General features: G+C 59.2%; 18 protein-coding genes. 12 read left to right on the forward strand and 6 right to left on the reverse strand.

Annotation, left to right across the window (positions count from 1 at the left end; all coding sequences use genetic code 11):
• The first annotated feature begins 2 nt into the window (after positions 1-2).
• A complete protein-coding gene (locus ACQZ5F_RS07575) occupies positions 3-866 on the forward strand; it encodes a 23S rRNA (adenine(2030)-N(6))-methyltransferase RlmJ (protein WP_052820368.1) in 864 nt (287 codons plus the stop codon).
• A 1-nt stretch (position 867) separates the two neighbouring features.
• Here ACQZ5F_RS07575 and ACQZ5F_RS07580 read toward each other — a convergent pair whose 3' ends face one another.
• Positions 868-1,815, reverse strand: a complete 948-nt coding sequence (locus ACQZ5F_RS07580) for a lysylphosphatidylglycerol synthase domain-containing protein (protein ID WP_046798838.1) — start codon at positions 1,813-1,815, stop codon at positions 868-870.
• Between the two features lie 196 nt (positions 1,816-2,011).
• Between ACQZ5F_RS07580 and ACQZ5F_RS07585 the strand changes: the two genes are divergently transcribed.
• Together ACQZ5F_RS07585 and ACQZ5F_RS07590 are read left to right on the forward strand one after the other, a co-directional pair.
• Positions 2,012-2,770 (forward strand): ribonuclease T2 family protein, encoded by a 759-nt coding sequence (locus tag ACQZ5F_RS07585; protein WP_052820367.1) that lies wholly within the window; start codon positions 2,012-2,014, stop codon positions 2,768-2,770.
• A 21-nt stretch (positions 2,771-2,791) separates the two neighbouring features.
• Complete coding sequence (locus ACQZ5F_RS07590) at positions 2,792-3,388, forward strand: glutathione S-transferase (protein ID WP_046798836.1); 597 nt, start codon at positions 2,792-2,794, stop codon at positions 3,386-3,388.
• A 110-nt stretch (positions 3,389-3,498) separates the two neighbouring features.
• Here ACQZ5F_RS07590 and ACQZ5F_RS07595 read toward each other — a convergent pair whose 3' ends face one another.
• Positions 3,499-4,155, reverse strand: coding sequence for an outer membrane protein (locus ACQZ5F_RS07595; protein ID WP_046798835.1), 657 nt, complete (start codon positions 4,153-4,155; stop codon positions 3,499-3,501).
• Positions 4,156-4,505: 350 nt separating this feature from the next.
• Between ACQZ5F_RS07595 and ACQZ5F_RS07600 the strand changes: the two genes are divergently transcribed.
• From ACQZ5F_RS07600 to ACQZ5F_RS07620, 5 genes are all read left to right on the forward strand, one after another.
• Positions 4,506-5,294 carry an SDR family oxidoreductase gene (locus tag ACQZ5F_RS07600; RefSeq protein WP_225339961.1) on the forward strand — a complete coding sequence of 263 codons (789 nt, stop codon included), beginning with the start codon at positions 4,506-4,508 and terminating at the stop codon, positions 5,292-5,294.
• A complete protein-coding gene (uvrC, locus tag ACQZ5F_RS07605; RefSeq protein WP_052820365.1) occupies positions 5,291-7,336 on the forward strand; it encodes an excinuclease ABC subunit UvrC in 2,046 nt (681 codons plus the stop codon). The genes ACQZ5F_RS07600 and uvrC overlap by 4 nt, the downstream gene beginning before the upstream one ends.
• Before the next feature lie 103 nt (positions 7,337-7,439).
• Positions 7,440-8,027 carry a CDP-diacylglycerol--glycerol-3-phosphate 3-phosphatidyltransferase gene (gene pgsA, locus ACQZ5F_RS07610; RefSeq protein WP_046798832.1) on the forward strand — a complete coding sequence of 196 codons (588 nt, stop codon included), beginning with the start codon at positions 7,440-7,442 and terminating at the stop codon, positions 8,025-8,027.
• Positions 8,027-8,281, forward strand: a complete 255-nt coding sequence (gene moaD / locus ACQZ5F_RS07615; protein WP_225339962.1) for a molybdopterin converting factor subunit 1 — start codon at positions 8,027-8,029, stop codon at positions 8,279-8,281. The genes pgsA and moaD overlap by 1 nt, the downstream gene beginning before the upstream one ends.
• 4 nt (positions 8,282-8,285) lie before the next feature.
• The gene (locus tag ACQZ5F_RS07620; protein WP_225339963.1) at positions 8,286-8,753 is read left to right on the forward strand and encodes a molybdenum cofactor biosynthesis protein MoaE; all 468 of its coding nucleotides are present in this window, start codon (positions 8,286-8,288) and stop codon (positions 8,751-8,753) included.
• Between the two features lie 61 nt (positions 8,754-8,814).
• On the opposite strand, the gene ACQZ5F_RS07625 is transcribed toward ACQZ5F_RS07620, so the two are convergent.
• Positions 8,815-9,711 (reverse strand): branched-chain amino acid ABC transporter permease, encoded by an 897-nt coding sequence (locus ACQZ5F_RS07625; protein WP_137083978.1) that lies wholly within the window; start codon positions 9,709-9,711, stop codon positions 8,815-8,817.
• A gap of 61 nt (positions 9,712-9,772) precedes the next feature.
• On the opposite strand from ACQZ5F_RS07625, the gene ACQZ5F_RS07630 reads away from it, so the two are divergent.
• The gene (locus ACQZ5F_RS07630; protein ID WP_225339964.1) at positions 9,773-10,324 is read left to right on the forward strand and encodes a CGNR zinc finger domain-containing protein; all 552 of its coding nucleotides are present in this window, start codon (positions 9,773-9,775) and stop codon (positions 10,322-10,324) included.
• A complete protein-coding gene (locus tag ACQZ5F_RS07635; RefSeq protein ID WP_225339965.1) occupies positions 10,321-10,833 on the forward strand; it encodes a hypothetical protein in 513 nt (170 codons plus the stop codon). Before ACQZ5F_RS07630 ends, ACQZ5F_RS07635 begins: the two co-directional genes overlap by 4 nt.
• 96 nt (positions 10,834-10,929) lie before the next feature.
• Here ACQZ5F_RS07635 and ndk read toward each other — a convergent pair whose 3' ends face one another.
• Together ndk and ACQZ5F_RS07645 are read right to left on the reverse strand one after the other, a co-directional pair.
• A complete protein-coding gene (gene ndk, locus ACQZ5F_RS07640; RefSeq protein ID WP_003502118.1) occupies positions 10,930-11,352 on the reverse strand; it encodes a nucleoside-diphosphate kinase in 423 nt (140 codons plus the stop codon).
• Positions 11,353-11,455: 103 nt separating this feature from the next.
• Complete coding sequence (locus ACQZ5F_RS07645) at positions 11,456-12,151, reverse strand: glutathione S-transferase family protein (protein ID WP_052820359.1); 696 nt, start codon at positions 12,149-12,151, stop codon at positions 11,456-11,458.
• A 247-nt stretch (positions 12,152-12,398) separates the two neighbouring features.
• Between ACQZ5F_RS07645 and ACQZ5F_RS07650 the strand changes: the two genes are divergently transcribed.
• Together ACQZ5F_RS07650 and abc-f are read left to right on the forward strand one after the other, a co-directional pair.
• Complete coding sequence (locus tag ACQZ5F_RS07650; protein ID WP_225339966.1) at positions 12,399-13,445, forward strand: GGDEF domain-containing protein; 1,047 nt, start codon at positions 12,399-12,401, stop codon at positions 13,443-13,445.
• Positions 13,446-13,618: 173 nt separating this feature from the next.
• The gene (gene abc-f / locus ACQZ5F_RS07655; RefSeq protein WP_052820382.1) at positions 13,619-15,502 is read left to right on the forward strand and encodes a ribosomal protection-like ABC-F family protein; all 1,884 of its coding nucleotides are present in this window, start codon (positions 13,619-13,621) and stop codon (positions 15,500-15,502) included.
• A gap of 65 nt (positions 15,503-15,567) precedes the next feature.
• Here the strand turns inward: abc-f and ACQZ5F_RS07660 are convergent, their stop codons facing one another.
• Positions 15,568-16,050: a GlcG/HbpS family heme-binding protein gene (locus tag ACQZ5F_RS07660; protein WP_046798826.1), complete on the reverse strand. Its 483-nt coding sequence runs from the start codon at positions 16,048-16,050 to the stop codon at positions 15,568-15,570.
• Between the last annotated feature and the right edge of the window lie 28 nt (positions 16,051-16,078).

Below are 16,078 nucleotides of genomic sequence, written 5' to 3' on the forward strand. Positions count from 1 at the left end.
CCATGAACTACCGCCACATCTATCACGCCGGCAATTTCGCGGATGTTCTCAAACACGCGGTTCTCGCCCGCCTCGTGCGCTACCTGCAGAACAAGGACAAGGCGTTTCGGGTGCTGGACACCCATGCAGGCATAGGGCTTTACGATCTTACCTCGGAAGAGGCGCAGAAGACCGGCGAATGGCAGACCGGCATCGGCAAGCTGGTGGAAGCCGACCTGCCTGCCCCCATTGCCGAACTGCTGGAACCCTATCTCACCGCCGTGAAGGAACTCAATCCGGAGGGCGGCATTCAATTCTATCCCGGCTCGCCAAAACTCGCGCGCATGCTGTTTCGTCCGCAGGACCGGCTTTCGGCAATGGAACTGCACCCGGATGATGCACGTGCCCTGTCGCGCCTGTTCGAGGGCGACTATCAGGCGCGCGTCACCGAGCTGGATGGCTGGCTATCGCTCGGCGCACATCTTCCGCCTAAGGAAAAGCGAGGCCTCATCCTCGTCGACCCGCCATTCGAGCTTGAAAACGAATATCAGCGACTGGCCGATGGCCTCAACAAAGCCTATCGGCGTTTTTCCACCGGCACCTATTGCCTGTGGTATCCGCTGAAAAAAGGCGCGCCGATCAAGGATTTCCATGAAAGGCTGCAATCCTTCGACATTCCGAAGATGCTGTGCGCCGAGCTTTCCGTGAAAAGCGACCGGCTGGAGGGCCTGAGCGGTTCCGGCCTCATCATCGTCAACCCGCCTTATACGCTGAAGGACGAGCTGCACACGCTCCTGCCCTTCCTGAAAACGGTGATGGCGCAGGACCGCTACGCCTCTCACCGCGCCTTCTGGCTGCGCGGCGAGGAAAAGCCGGAGGAGGACTGAGTTACCTCAGCCCTTCCCGCTTCTGCGCCTGCGCAAGCTGTGACCGTTCGAAGAACAGGATCACGAACAGGGCCATGATGAACGGGATGATGAGGTAGAACAGCCGGAAAACCAGCAGCGCCGCGATCACGTCTGCCGGGTTCATATCCGGCAGACCGGTGACGAAGACCAGTTCCAGCACGCCAAGCCCGCCCGGCGCATGGGAAATCAGCGCCGCCGAAAAGGAAATCAGGAAAATCCCGAGGATAATCATGAAACCCGGATTTCCGGCCTCCGGCAGGGCGAAATAGATGATCCCCGCCGCACCGATCAGCTCGATCGGACCGATGACCAGCTGTTGCGCCACCAGTTTCGGTGCCGGATAGGGCAGGAAAAACGAGCGGATTTTCAGCGGTTTCAACTTCAGGAGACTGCCAAGCACGTAAAGGCCGACGATAACAAGCAGCAGGATGCCCGTTGTTGTGGAGGCCTCGACGGGAAGAATGCCGGTGAAGCGTTCGGTGATGTCAGGCTCGTAAAGCAGCACCATGCCGATGAGCATGATGGTTCCGATGATGAAGGTGAAGGAGCAAAGGCCAACGAGAACGCCGACCTCGGCAGCGCTCAAGCCCTTGGACGTGTAGGCGCGGTAGCGCACCACGGCGCCGGAAAACACGGAGGCGCCGACATTGTGGGAAAGCGCATAGGTGGTGAAGGAGGTGAGCGTGATGAAGAGCCAGTTCACCTTGCGACCGAGATGCTGGAGCGCAATGCGGTCGTAACCGGCAAGCGCGGCATAGGCCAGCAGCGTGGCCATGCCGGAGCACACCCAGTCTCGCACACGGATGGCCATGAAGCTTTCCCAGAGATCATCAAGCGAAAGACCGCGCAGCTCATGATAAAGCAGCCAGGCTGAAAACCCGATCGTCGCCAGACCAACGACAGGCCAGATATATTTCTTAAATCTCATGCGGTCATGCCGCCTAATTCCTCCAGCTTCACCCCAGCCCCTTCCGTCTTTCGCGGAAGATTCGCCAGAGTCTATTCGTTATGCGGCGAAGCTTTCAACCTTTTTGCCCGTTTGCCTCGTTCACAAATTTATGTAAGACCGATTTGTCGCCAGCAGGCGATATGAGGTCTTCCATTTTCCGGAGAGCGTGCACGGAATGAAGCGTTATGCCGGTTTCATCGCCTTCGGTCTTCTGTCGCTTGCGGCCCTTTGGTTCTCGCAGGAAAAACCCGCCTCAAACAATTCCTCGAATGGCTGGACCATGTATCCCCCGTCGCAACCCGCCGGGCACTCCCAGCCCGAAACTTCCCGGCGTGACACGGTCACCAACCCCGCCCCTCGCGGCACGGGTTTTGATTTTTACGTGCTGTCATTATCCTGGTCGCCGGCATTCTGCGCCAGTTCGGAAGGTTCCGGCAATCGCCAGCAATGCGGCAGCGACAGGCGTTACGGCTTTGTCGTGCATGGGCTCTGGCCGCAAAATGAAAACGGCTATCCCGAATTCTGCAAAAGCGGCGAACCGGACCGTGTACCGGACGCCATCGGCCGCACCATGTTCGATATCATGCCCTCCATGGGGCTGATCGGCCACCAGTGGCGCAAACACGGCTCCTGTTCCGGCCTGTCGCAGAAAGATTATTTTTCAGTGACGCGGGCCGCCTTTGAAGCCGTGACGCTGCCGGGCAAGATCGCCTCGGGCGCGCAAGCCGCCACCCTTTCCGCCGACGCCATCGAAACCGCCTTCACCGACGCCAATCCCGGCCTTTCGAAACGCGGCATCTCGATCAGCTGTGATGGAAAGCGCCTGGAAGAGGTACGGATCTGCCTCAACAGGGACATGACATTCCGCGACTGCCCCGAGCTTGACCGCAAAGGCTGCCGCGCCGGCTCAACCGAAATCATCCCGATACGCTAGTCAACCCCATAGGACCCAACCATGGAACTGCTTTATTCGCCCGCATCCCCCTATTCCGCCAAGGTGCGCATGGCCGCCCGCCATCTCGGCATCGAGATTACCGATGTGCGCGTCGACGCCAGCGCCGAGCCCGCCACGCTGATGGAGAATAATCCGCTCGGCAAAATCCCGGTCCTGCTGCTGGATGACGGCGGCTCGGTTTATGACAGCGTGGCGATCATGCATTATCTCAACCGTCTTTCCGGCGGCAAGCTGTACCCGAAAAAGGACGGCAAGCGCACGGAAGCGGAAATTCTGGAAGCGCTTTGCGACGGCATCATGGATTGCCTGTTGGCCATCGTTTACGAGCGCCGTTTTCGCCCGGAAGACAAGCTCCATCAGCCGTGGATCGACAAGCAGTGGAAAAAAGTGGTCCGGGGCCTCGATCATCTCAACGCGAACCTGCCCAAGACCGGCAAGAAGCTGCATGGCGGCCATTTCGCCCTGGCAGCGATGATCGGTTATCTCGACTTGCGTTTTGCCGGTGAATGGGCCGAAGGACGCGATGCGCTGTCACAATGGCCAGAGACTTTCGGCAAGCGCTTCGAAGCCTATGCGGAAATGAAGGCAGCCGCCTGAGGCGAAGCGGAATGGTGCCCGGCCCACGTCGCCGGGCGCTCCCGACAGGCCAGAAAAACAAAAAAGCCGGGGTTTGCGCCCCGGCTTTTCCTTTACCGATCCGTGAAGGATCAGAACTTGACGCCGATACCGGCCTTGACGGAGTGATCGTCGAAACCGCGCGAGAATGCGCCGGAGTCGAGACCGTAGTCCTTCTTCTGGTAGTCGCTGTAGCGATATTCCAGACGGGCGGTGATGTTGTCGGTCACCATGGCTTCAACACCTGCACCAACGGTATAGCCGAGGGCGGTAGCGCTGTCCTTGGAGGTCGCGTCACGCACCTTGTTGTCGGAGACAGCAAGACCGGCCGTACCATAGAGCAGGAACGGGTTCATGTCGTAACCAACGCGGCCACGCAGCGAGCCGTTGACGCCCTGCTTGCCTTCGATGGCATTGCCGGCAACCGTACCGGCGGAGCCCTTCTCGTCGCCCAGGTTCACGTCTGCTTCAGCACCGTAAACGATCTGGCCGCTCTGCATGTTGTAACCACCGTAGAGGCCGCCGCCGAAGCCCTTGGCATCACGGCCGTCATTGCTGGAGCTGAAACGGCCCCAGTCATAGTTGACCGTACCACCGAGGTAAGCGCCGGACCAATCCTTGACCGGTGCGGGCTGGTCGTAGGACACCGGTGCCTGCGGCACTTCGTTTACGGCGTCAGCGGCGTAAGCAGCCGAAAAGCCGGCAGCTGCCATGGTCGAAGCCATAAGGGTTGCTACGAAAATACGCATGCTATTCTCCTTTCAGGACCGCTCTGCACTCAAAACATTGTTTTCAGACGCGGTGTAAAAATCGTCGGGTTAATCGCCCCTCTGGAAACTGAACTTGATGGGAGAATGCGGAGATCAAAGAGCCAAAATGTGAATTGTTTGGGGCAGAGACGTGACTAGAATTAGACGTTGCCTAATTGCCACAAGGGTTTTATTAACCCTAACAGAAGCCTAATCAGCAATAGATCGGCTTTAAACTTAGTTATATTTAAATTAAATCAAAATTGCATTGCGAATAAAAAATCGCCCAATTCTTTTAGGGCTGACGGACAGCTTGCGATTTGCATTTATATCCAGCACATAGGGCGTGTATGAGCAAATGCAGGTCCGCCGTGAAAGAAGATATACAAAAGACAGTCTTGATAACCGGAGCCGCCCGAAGGCTTGGGCGGGCGATCGCCGCCGATATGGCCGCCCATGGCTTTGCGATTGCCGTCCATGCCAATGAATCGATGGCGCAGGCGGAGGAATTCGCTAACGAAATAAGGCAAAATGGTGGCAAAGCCGTTGCCGTTCAGGCGGATTTGACACAATCTGCGCCGACAATGGCGCTTGTCGAACAGGCCTCTTCCGCCCTCGGCCCCATCGGCGTCGTGGTCAATAATGCCTCGGTTTTTCTGGACGACAGCGCGGATAAACCCGATCCGGCGATCTTTGATACGCATTTTTCCGTGCATGTGCGGGCACCGTCCCTCATCGCCGCTGCCTTTGTGGAGCAATTGCCTGTCGATAAATCCGGTCTGATCGTCAATATCATCGATCAGCGCGTGCTGGCGCTCACACCACGTTTCTATTCCTATACGCTTTCGAAATCCGCCCTCTGGACTGCGACACGAACGATGGCGCAGAGCTTTGCGCCGCGTGTGCGGGTGAACGCCATCGGGCCGGGTCCCTCCTTCAAAAGCGAAAGACAGGCGCCCGAGGACTTTCAGGCGCAGATCGACGGCCTTATATTAAAGCGTGGTCCTGAACCCGACGAGTTCGGGCGGACGATTCGCTTTCTTTATGATACGCCGTCGGTCACCGGACAAATGATCGCGCTCGACGGCGGCCAGCACCTTGGCTGGGAAACCCCTGACGTGGCGGAGATACCTGAATGAACGGAAAGAAGCTGCCTGATGGCGGTATTCTCTTCGATGAAACCGACGACGAAGACGACGATGCAGGCCTTGCCGCGACAGAAGCGGCGGAGGCTGCGCGCGACGCCGTGGGCATGGACTGGAATGCGGGCTGGAAGAACGAATCCGGCCTGAAGGGCATGGACCTCATCGGCGAATTCGTCAAACACCTGCCCAACTCGCCGGGCGTCTATCGCATGTTCAACGAGGCCGGTGACGTTCTTTACGTTGGCAAGGCGCGCTCGCTGAAGAAGCGTGTGGGCAACTATGCCCAGGGCCGCGTGCATTCCAACCGCATCGCCCAGATGGTGCGTTTCACCGCCCATATGGAGTTCGTCACCACCCGCACGGAGACAGAGGCGCTTCTGCTCGAAGCCAACCTCATCAAGCGCTTGCGGCCGCGCTTTAACGTGCTTTTGCGTGACGACAAATCGTTTCCCTATATTCTCATCACCGCCGACAATCGCGCCCCGGCGATCTTCAAGCACCGGGGTGCGAGGGCGCGCAAGGGCGATTATTTCGGACCCTTTGCGTCGGCCGGCGCCGTGGGGCGCACAATCAATTCGCTGCAACGCGCCTTTTTGATTCGCACCTGTACCGACAGCGTTTTCGAGACCCGCACGCGTCCCTGTCTCCTCTATCAGATCAAGCGCTGTTCCGGCCCCTGTACGCATGAGATCAGCGATCAGGGGTATGCGGAACTCGTCAAGGAAGCCAAGGATTTCCTGTCCGGCAAGAGCCAGAGCGTCAAGACCGCCATTGCGCGGCAGATGAACGAGGCGGCCGAGGATCTCGATTTCGAGCGCGCCGCCGTCTATCGCGACCGGCTGGCGGCGCTTTCACATGTCCAGAGCCACCAGGGCATCAATCCGACCGGAATCGAGGAAGCGGATGTCTTCGCCATTCATCACGAAGGCGGCATTTCCTGCATTCAGGTGTTCTTTTTCCGCACCGGCCAGAACTGGGGCAACCGCGCCTATTTCCCCAAGGCCGACCCCTCCCTGCCCGGCTCGGAAATCCTCAACGCGTTCCTTGCGCAGTTTTACGACGACAAGCCGGTGCCGAAACAGATCCTGCTTTCCGAAACCGTGGAGGAGCAGGAGTTGCTGGCCGCAGCACTCGGCGAAAAAGCCGGGCACAAGGTCACGATCAGCGTGCCGCAGCGCGGCGAGAAAAAGGACATTACCGACCATGTTCTTGCCAATGCCCGCGAGGCGCATGGCCGCAAGCTGGCGGAAACCTCTTCGCAGGCACGGCTGCTGAAAGGTTTCGCAGAAACCTTCAGCCTTCCCTATGTGCCACGCCGCATCGAGATCTACGATAACTCACACATCATGGGCACCAATGCCGTGGGCGGCATGGTGGTGGCGGGACCGGAAGGTTTCGTGAAGAACCAGTATCGCAAGTTCAACATCAAATCGACCGACATCACCCCGGGTGACGACTTCGGCATGATGCGCGAGGTGATGACCCGCCGTTTTTCACGCCTGCTGAAGGAAGAGGGCAAGCCTGACCGCGAGCGGACCCCAACACCGGAGGAAGCCGCCGACATGCCCTTCCCCACGTGGCCGGACGTGATCCTGATCGATGGCGGCCAGGGACAGATGACAGCGGTGCGCGCCATCCTCGATGAACTCGACATTCGTGACTGTGTGACCGCCATCGGCGTTGCCAAGGGTGTGGACCGCGATGCCGGCCGCGAACGCTTTTTCGCGGATGGACGCAGCGATTTTTCCCTGCCGCCACGTGATCCCGTGCTCTATTTCATCCAGCGCATGCGCGACGAAGCCCACCGTTTCGCCATCGGCTCACACCGGGCGCGGCGCAAGAAGGAAATGATACGCAATCCGCTCGATGAAATCTCGGGGATTGGTCCCGGTCGCAAGCGCTCCCTGCTGCAGCATTTCGGCACGGCGAAGGCGGTTTCGCGCGCCGGCCTTAATGATCTGATGGCCGTCACCGGCATTTCCGAGGCGGTGGCGCGGCAAATCTACAATCACTTCCACGAGAGCGGCGGCGATTGATACCGCACCGTCGTGGCGAACTGCTAAAAAAACATAATCACATGTTGACCCTATGCGTCAGGGGCGGCATCAAGACAGCTGATCTTTGACTGACAGGTTTCCCATGGCTTCGCGCGCATACAGCATCCCCAATCTTCTGACCTATGGCCGCATCCTCGCGGTTCCTGTCATCGTTTTGTGCTTCTTCATCGAGGGCAAGCTGGAAAGCTCAGATTTTGCGCGCTGGACGGCGCTCTGGCTGTTCATCATCGCCTCGCTGACCGATTTCCTCGATGGTTATCTGGCCCGCATCTGGAACCAGACTTCCAATATCGGCCGGATGCTCGACCCGATCGCCGACAAGCTGCTGGTCGCCTCCGTCCTGCTGTTGATGGCCGCAGACGGCACTATTGCCGGATGGTCGCTGTGGGCCGCCATCACCATTCTCTGCCGTGAGATTCTGGTGTCTGGCCTGCGTGAATATCTGGCGGCGTTGAAGGTCAGCGTTCCCGTTACGCGCATCGCCAAGTGGAAGACGACGATCCAGATGGTCGCCATCGCCTTCCTGCTGGCCGGCCCGGCGGGCGACAAGGTCCTGCCCTATACGACCGAGATGGGCATTACGCTTCTCTGGCTTGCGGCTGCGCTCACCATGTATACCGGTTATGATTACTTCAAGGCCGGTCTCAAGCACATCGTGGACGAAGACTGATGACACGGATCGTTTATTTCGCCTGGGTGCGCGAGAAGATCGGCACCGATGAGGAGGAGCTGGACATCCCCTCCTCCGTCACCACGGCCGGTGAGCTGATCGCATGGCTCACAACCCGTGGCGAAAATTACGAGTCGGCTTTCGAATTTCCGGATGTGATCCGCGTTGCCGTCAATCAGGAACATGTCGAGCATGACGAAAGCATCGTCGGCGCGCGCGAGATCGGTCTCTTTCCGCCAATGACCGGGGGATGAGCGGATGCAGAAAGCCGTGCAGCCGACGATCCGCGTACAGGCCGGGGATTTCGACGCCACTGAGGAAACCCGCCGGCTAACGCGAAGCGACAAAAGTATCGGGGCGGTCGTCGCCTTCACCGGGCTCTGCCGCGACGATGGCGGCGCGCTTACGGCGCTGGAGCTTGAACATTATCCCGGCATGGCAGAAGCGGAAATCACCCGCATCGCCAAACTCGCCATCGAACGTTTCGGCCTTCTTGGTCTCACCGCCATCCACCGTCACGGCAAGATTGCCGCCGGCGAGAATATCGTTCTCGTCATCGCCGCCTCCAGCCACCGGCAGGCGGCCTTCGACGGCGCAAATTTCGTGATGGACTATCTGAAGACCTCCGCCCCGTTCTGGAAGAAGGAACATGGCAAGGATGGAGCGGCGCGGAACTGGGTATCAGCCAAGACGACCGACGATGCGGCGAAGGACAGGTGGCGGTAATCCATCGCCTTTTCCGATGTTTCCGAACGGAGAACCGGAGTCCGCTTTTCCCGGAAATGCCTCAAGGCGCTTCCACCCTGCTGCGCATGACGATCAGCCAGCCGACCAGAAGCGCCAGTACCGCCGCATCGCGCCAGACAATTGGGCCATAACCGGCCCATAGAGTTTCCGCAAATCCCACCGCAGCGGCCCCCAGGCCGCAGATAAGCGGGCTGGCATAACCACCCGCCGCCGAAATCAGCACGATCTTCAGGCCGAAGACGAGACCGGCACCAAAATCCATGGTGCCGTAATAAAAGGTGGCCAGCACCCCGGCAATGGCGGCAACAAGTCCTGCCGCGCAATAGGACAGCAGGAACACCCGGCCCGCATTGACACCGCAGAACGATGCCGCAAGCGGATCATCCGAAACGGCTTTCCATCGTCTGCCGAAAGCGGAACGGCCGAGATAAACGGACCCTGAGAGGACGAGCAGTCCAAACGCCGCCGTGTTCAGCATCTGCATCGGCGTCAGGGTCACGGCAAAGCCGCCATCGCTCCAAAAGCGCACCGGTTGCGACAAAAGCGGCGGCAGCCATAATTGCCGGGTGCCGGCGGCGAGCCTTGCACTTTCGGTAAGCGCAATCAGCACGCCGATGGAGGCGACAGTCACCGCGTTGGGAGAGGCTTTCGCCAGCGGCCGCATCACCGCCCTGCCGACGAAACCCGCAGCCCACAACCCGCCGAACAGGCCTGCCCCCGCCCCAAGCGCCAGTGTGGCCGGCAGAACCAGCCATAGCCGGTTCCAGCCGAAATCGGCAAATAACAGGCAGGTCTGGCCGGCGAAGGCGAATATGGCGCCATAGGTGACATCCGCACGTTTGGTGACCGAAAAGGCGATGGCATAACCGAAGGCCAGAACCGCATAGAGGGCGGCAACCGGCACGGCATTCAGCAATTGTTGCAGGAAATAAGCCATGCGCATCCTCCCAGCATTATTATAACTGTTAAAATGCGCTTTGACAGTTATAATATGCGGCATGACCTTTCGCTGGACAGCTCATCGTTTCGCAGGCGGCGCATTGGCGCTTGATGTCGCCAATAGTGTGATCCTGCGCTCAGACGCCGCAAAATCGGTTGACCGTTTTGCTGCGCCCGAACAGATCGCCACTTTTGCCGAGGCATCGACACGGCTTGGCGCGGAGCGCGACAGGTTTCCTGCGCTCAACGCACCCGAAGCGGAGCAACGGCCAATCCTTCTCAAGCTTCGAGAGGCGATCGACGATTGTTTTCGCTCTTCGATCATGGGTGCCGGCGATGATGACGCCAGGTTGGCGGACCTTCTTTTCGCCTGCGGCACGGCCTTGCGCGCCTTTCCGGCGGCCGAAAGTCTCGGCAACGCCACTGCCCACTCCGCCCTGTCGCTGCTTGCGGCAGAGACACGGGAACGGCTGCGGATCTGCGGCAATTGCGGCTGGCTGTTCATCGATCGCAGCAAGAACAGAAGCAGGATCTGGTGCGACATGACTGTCTGCGGCAACCGGCAGAAAGCCAGCCGGCATTACCACCGGACAAAGGAGGCGCAGACATGAACAGGATCGCCCTTCCATTGCTGGCGGCTGTGGCCACGCTCGGTCTTTCCGGCTGCCAGCGCGACGAACCGCGTGAGGTCGCGAAGATTTCGGGCCGGATGTTCGTTTTCAACTATCGCGTGGCGATTGCCACCTATCTGGTGACCCTGCAGCGCGTTGCACCCATTGCCGACGGCAGCACGGTGGAGGCCTCATTCGAAAATCCCCGAGGTGGTCCTGACCTGACGACGAGCGACAGGATTTTTCCAGCAGACGAAAAGATCACCGTTCAAAGCCCGCCGATCGAATGCGTGAAGCAGGATCGGCCCTATAAAGTCACCATCCGTATCAAGGGGCCGGAGGGCGATATTCTGCAGACGATCGAGACCACGATCCACTCCGACACGGACCAGTCGCTTCTTCCCGCCAAACCGCTGGTGGTCGGGCCGCTCTACACCCCCAATCCGGAGGTATTCAAACCTGACGGTACGACGGATATGCGGCCGGTGCAGGGATGTCCTGCATCTTGAACAAAAAACGGAGCCTTTCGGCTCCGTTTCATCGAATCTTTTCAGCAGCTTCGTGCGATCGCCTGAGAGGGCGATTCAAGCCGTTGATATTTTGAATCAGCCGACGATTTCGGTTTCGGCGAACCAGTAGGCGATTTCCTGTGCGGCGGTTTCCGGAGCATCGGAACCGTGAACGGAGTTTTCGCCGATGGAGAGCGCGAAGGACTTGCGGATGGTGCCTTCAGCGGCCTGGGCCGGGTTGGTGGCGCCCATGATTTCGCGGTTCTTGAGGATGGCGTTTTCGCCTTCCAGAACCTGAACGATGGTCGGGCCGGAGGTCATGCCTTCAACGAGTTCGCCGAAGAAGGGACGCTCTTTGTGAACGGCGTAGAAGCCTTCGGCTTCGCGCTTGCTCATCCAGACGCGCTTGGAGGCGACGATGCGCAGGCCGTTGTCTTCAAATACCTTGGTGATCGCGCCCGTCAGGTTACGCTTTGTTGCGTCCGGCTTGATCATCGAAAATGTGCGTTCAATCGCCATGTGTCCGTTTCCTTTTCCTATATAGAAAGTGGGCGGTCTTTACCCGCCCAAAGGCCCGAAAACAAGGGGGATAGACCATATTGCGATAATGGCGCGAGACATTTCACGCCGCTGTCACACTGCGGCCTCTTGCATCATAGAGATCAAGGCAACCTTCGAACCAGTCCCGCACCGGGTCATTATCGGAAAACAGATCGGCGCCGGTGGTGATCCTTGCCCATTGCAGGGCGCCGAACACGATGTAATCGGCAAAAAGCGGCGACGTGCCGCCGATAAACGGCTGGAAGCTCAACATGCGGCGGATCGGCGCCAGCAATGCCGGAAAGGCCGCGATTTCCGCTTCGCGGTTCGCCGCTACATCCTCAAGCGGGCGGCCGAGCGCTTTCGTCCTGCTGTCACGGAAATAACGGCGATCCGGCTCATCCAGCATATTGTGGATATCCAGCAGGGCGATACGGGTAATAGCCGGGTGAAGCACCGTCTGTGACCAGCTTTCAACGAAGCGGGCCATTGCCTTGCCGCCCTCCCCGTCAAACAGGGACGGCCGCTCGGGATAGGCGTCATCCAGATAAAGCGCGATTTCGAAACTGTCGCTCACCAGCTGCTCGCCGTCGCGCAGGATCGGCACCGTCCTCGAAAAACCGTCCTCAACCGTCGGTATGACCGTGAAGGGCAAAGGGCGCTCCTCGAAATCCAGCCCCTTATGCGCCAGCGACAGCACGGTTTTCCAGCAATGGGGAGAAAACGGCCGGGAAATGTCGCTTCCACACAGCGAGTACAAGGTTCTGGAGTTTGTCATGGGCAGCACCCTTTTTGGCTATATCGATGCAGCGATATAAGAACGGCAATGGCCTGAAATCAAATCAGCATTAATCATGTTATCGATCAAAAGCCATAAGCACCCCGCCGGACGGGAATTCCAGCATCAAGGTGACGAAAACAGTCCGCGAATTTAGTCTATTTTAAACCGTCGCGTGTAGGAATAGCCGCATTCGGAAACTGAATATTTCGATGAATTCACAAATATTATCTTTTTGGGGCTGACGGTGACGACATCTGCTGGCGATAAAAAACGCGAACAGTCAAAAAACGGTCTTGTCGTTACCAAGATCACGCAGTTCATCGCCAGGATGAATATTGCTCCGCTGCCGCGCAATTACGAATTGATCTATGAAATATTGTCGGGGCACAACCCGGCCATGGGGCGCGATATATTGGCCCTTGGCAACGCGCCGCAGCAGCATGAAATCGATATTATCGGCCAGAGACACAATCTCCCCGGCTTTTCGAAGATCGAGGCCGAGGAGATGGCCAACGAGGCCTTTGAAACGCTGAATCAGATTTCAGCGCGGCTGGAAGCCGGCGTGCAGCGCGCCGAAACATTCATCGCCAGCCTTGCCGAGGAAAATCATCAGGAGCCGCCGGCAATCGAGCGGCTCGCTCGATTGATGGGCGACATTCATGAGGAACAGACGAGCCTGCGGCACTTCATCGCCATGGGGCTGATGAAGATCCGCGAGGTTGAAAAACGCCGGGCCGAACTGCAGGCGAGTTCCGTGCGGGACGCATTGACGGCGCTTCCCAACCGCGCGGCTTTCCTCGAAAAGCTCGCAGACCTTTTCGCCGGCGATCAGGCGGCGTCCGCCACCTCGCTGATGCTGCTCAACATTGACCGCTTCCGCGAAATCAATGGCAAATATGGCGCCAGCGCCGGCAACAAGGCGCTGCGGCGGTTTGCGGCGCTCTTCCGTAAGACCATCAAGAAGGACGATTTCGTTGCCCGAATCGGCGGCAATGAGTTCGCCTTTCTGTTTGCCAACGTCTCGCAAAATACCGCCGAGGCGATTGCCGAAAGGCTGCGGCAAAGTGTGGAGGCGCTGCGCTTCGTGACCAGCGAAGGAGAAGGCGAACATCTGACGGTTTCTATAGGCGTCGCGGCGGTGGATGGCACCGCCACACCCGCCGAATTTTTCAGCCATGCCGAACTTGCATTGCTTTCGGCACGCTGCGGCACGCGCAACTGCGTTGTCGGCTACTCCCGGGACCTGGCCCAGCACAGCCGCAGCAGCTATCTGGCCCAGCTCGGCTGTTAGAGCATTTCCCGTGAAAATGCATCGCGGTCTTGCGCCCGAAAAACGCGCAAAACCAAAGATTGCACGCAGGCCCAACAATTCCGCCTAAACCGACGCGCTTCAAACGCCCATATATGATCCGATGTGGCGCGGGCGCTCTTGCCTTGGCCACGCAGTTCGGCCAAAACGGCGCCATGATTACGATTACCGACCTTTCCGCCCGCATCGCCGGGCGCCTGCTTCTCGACCATGCCAGCGTGGCGCTGCCCGCCGGCGTGAAGGTGGGTCTCGTTGGCCGCAACGGCGCCGGCAAATCCACCCTGTTCAAGGTGATTACCGGCGATTTTTCAGCCGAAAGCGGTTCGGTCAGCATTCCCAAACAGGCGCGCATCGGCCAGGTGGCGCAGGAAGCGCCGGGAACGGAAGAATCACTGATATCAATCGTGCTTTCCGCCGACAAGGAACGCAGCGCCCTTGTGGCGGAGGCGGAAACCGCGACCGATCCGCACCGGATCGCCGAAATCCAGATGCGGCTCGTTGATATCGATGCGCATTCAGCCGAAGCCCGCGCGTCCAGCATTCTTGCCGGTCTCGGCTTTAACCACGAGGCGCAGCTTCGCCCCGCCTCCTCCTTCTCCGGCGGCTGGCGTATGCGCGTGGCGCTCGCCTCCGTGCTGTTTGCCGAGCCAGACCTTTTGCTGCTTGACGAGCCGACCAACTATCTCGACCTCGAAGGCACGCTGTGGCTGGAGGAATATATTCGCCGCTATCCGCATACCGTCATCATCATCAGCCACGATCGCGACCTTCTGAACAATGCCGTCAATTCCATCGTGCATCTGGACCAGAAGAAGTTGACCTTCTATCGCGGCGGTTACGACCAGTTCGAGCGGCAGAAGGCCGAAAACGACGAATTGCAGATGAAGGCCAAGGTCAAAAGCGACGCTGCGCGCAAACATCTGCAAAGCTTCATCGACCGCTTCCGCGCCAAGGCCACCAAGGCGCGGCAGGCCCAGAGCCGCATCAAGGCGCTGGAGCGCATGGGCACCGTTGCCGCCGTGATTGAGGACCACGTCCAGCCAATCACCTTCCCCGAGCCGGAAAAGCAGCCCGCCTCGCCCATCGTCGCCATCAATGGCGGTGCCGTGGGGTACGAACCGGGCAAATCGATCCTGAAGCAGCTCAATCTGCGCATCGACAATGACGATCGCATTGCGCTGCTCGGCTCCAACGGCAATGGCAAATCCACCTTCGCGAAATTCATTTCCGGCCGGCTTGCCCCGCAGGCTGGCGATCTTCGCACCGCTCCCGGCCTGAAGATCGGTTTCTTCGCGCAACACCAGCTGGATGACCTCGTGCCGGACGAAACGCCGGTCGAACATGTGCGCAAGCTGATGCCGCTGGCGCCTGAAGCGCAGGTGCGCTCACGCGTGGCGCAGATGGGCCTTGCAACGGAAAAGATGGCGACGGCGGCAAAGGATCTATCCGGTGGCGAGAAGGCCCGGCTGCTGATGGGGCTTGCCGCCTTCCATGCGCCGAACCTGCTCATTCTCGACGAACCGACAAACCATCTCGACATCGACAGCCGCCGGGCATTGATCGAGGCGCTGAATGATTATAACGGCGCGGTCATCCTCATCTCGCACGACCGGCATCTCATTGAAGCGACGGTGGACCGGCTGTGGCTGGTTGCCGACGGCACCGTCAAAACCTTTGAAGGCGACATGGAGGAATATCGCGACATCGTCGTCTCCTCCGGCAAGAAAAAGGAAGACAGGACCGAGGCCGCTCCCGATCAGGCGTCGAAGGCAGATCAACGCAAGGCGAATGCGGAAAAGCGCGCGCAGCTTGCGCCGCTCAAGAAAAAGATCAACGAAATCGAATCCCTGACGGCGAAGCTTGAGAAAATGATTCAGGCGCTCGACACGGAACTGGCAGACCCCGCGCTTTACGAAAAGGCGCCCGCCAAGGCCGCACAGAAGGTTAAGGAACGTGGCGAGGCGGCTGCCAAGCTTTCCGACGCCGAAGAGCAATGGCTGATGCTTTCCGGCGAATATGAAGAAGCAATGGCGGGATGATGCGCGACAGCGCGGGCCGAATTCCGGCGGCTTTCCCATAAGCCGCCGGATTTATCTGACGCTGCTTACTTGGCGCCGATGGCGTTGAGGCCTTCACGGGCGCATTCTGCATCAATGGCGCCCGAGGGCGCGCCGCCGACGCCGATGCCGCCGACCAGGGCATCACCGATCTTGATCGGCAGACCGCCTGCCTGGATGACCATGCGCTCGTCCATATTGCGCAAACCATCATTGGCGGGCTTGGAGGCGATGAAATCCGCGATCTCGCCAATATCGCGCCCGAGCGATGCGGCGGCGAAAGCCTTGCCGGTTGCGCTGGAGACCGTATGCGGGCCGGAATTATCCGCCTTCAATACCGTCTTGGTGGCGCCGTCGCGGGTGACTATGGCAACGGTGACGGCATTGCCCTTTGCGACACAGGCCTGTAGTGCAGCCTTGGCTGCCTTCTCGGCCATTTCAAGCGGCAGATAAGGAGCGGTCGGCAGCGTCTGGGCCAATGCGGCAGCAGGAGCGAGCAGAACGGAAGCGATGAGAAGATTGCGGATCATGAAAAGGTCCTCTTGGCTGATGAGGACT

It is taken from the genome of Agrobacterium sp. 22-210-1 (assembly GCF_053522525.1).

Coding starts and splice junctions, on each gene's coding strand:
- ACQZ5F_RS07635 (WP_225339965.1), top strand. CDS start 10,321: ATGAACAGGATCGCCCTTCCATTGCTGGCGGCTGTGGCCACGCTCGGT.
- ndk (WP_003502118.1), bottom strand. CDS start 11,352: ATGGCGATTGAACGCACATTTTCGATGATCAAGCCGGACGCAACAAAG.
- ACQZ5F_RS07585 (WP_052820367.1), top strand. CDS start 2,012: ATGAAGCGTTATGCCGGTTTCATCGCCTTCGGTCTTCTGTCGCTTGCG.
- ACQZ5F_RS07625 (WP_137083978.1), bottom strand. CDS start 9,711: ATGGCTTATTTCCTGCAACAATTGCTGAATGCCGTGCCGGTTGCCGCC.
- ACQZ5F_RS07620 (WP_225339963.1), top strand. CDS start 8,286: ATGCAGAAAGCCGTGCAGCCGACGATCCGCGTACAGGCCGGGGATTTC.
- pgsA (WP_046798832.1), top strand. CDS start 7,440: ATGGCTTCGCGCGCATACAGCATCCCCAATCTTCTGACCTATGGCCGC.
- ACQZ5F_RS07600 (WP_225339961.1), top strand. CDS start 4,506: ATGAGCAAATGCAGGTCCGCCGTGAAAGAAGATATACAAAAGACAGTC.
- ACQZ5F_RS07575 (WP_052820368.1), top strand. CDS start 3: ATGAACTACCGCCACATCTATCACGCCGGCAATTTCGCGGATGTTCTC.
- ACQZ5F_RS07630 (WP_225339964.1), top strand. CDS start 9,773: ATGACCTTTCGCTGGACAGCTCATCGTTTCGCAGGCGGCGCATTGGCG.
- ACQZ5F_RS07595 (WP_046798835.1), bottom strand. CDS start 4,155: ATGCGTATTTTCGTAGCAACCCTTATGGCTTCGACCATGGCAGCTGCC.
- moaD (WP_225339962.1), top strand. CDS start 8,027: ATGACACGGATCGTTTATTTCGCCTGGGTGCGCGAGAAGATCGGCACC.
- uvrC (WP_052820365.1), top strand. CDS start 5,291: ATGAACGGAAAGAAGCTGCCTGATGGCGGTATTCTCTTCGATGAAACC.
- ACQZ5F_RS07580 (WP_046798838.1), bottom strand. CDS start 1,815: ATGAGATTTAAGAAATATATCTGGCCTGTCGTTGGTCTGGCGACGATC.
- ACQZ5F_RS07590 (WP_046798836.1), top strand. CDS start 2,792: ATGGAACTGCTTTATTCGCCCGCATCCCCCTATTCCGCCAAGGTGCGC.
- abc-f (WP_052820382.1), top strand. CDS start 13,619: ATGATTACGATTACCGACCTTTCCGCCCGCATCGCCGGGCGCCTGCTT.
- ACQZ5F_RS07660 (WP_046798826.1), bottom strand. CDS start 16,050: ATGATCCGCAATCTTCTCATCGCTTCCGTTCTGCTCGCTCCTGCTGCC.
- ACQZ5F_RS07645 (WP_052820359.1), bottom strand. CDS start 12,151: ATGACAAACTCCAGAACCTTGTACTCGCTGTGTGGAAGCGACATTTCC.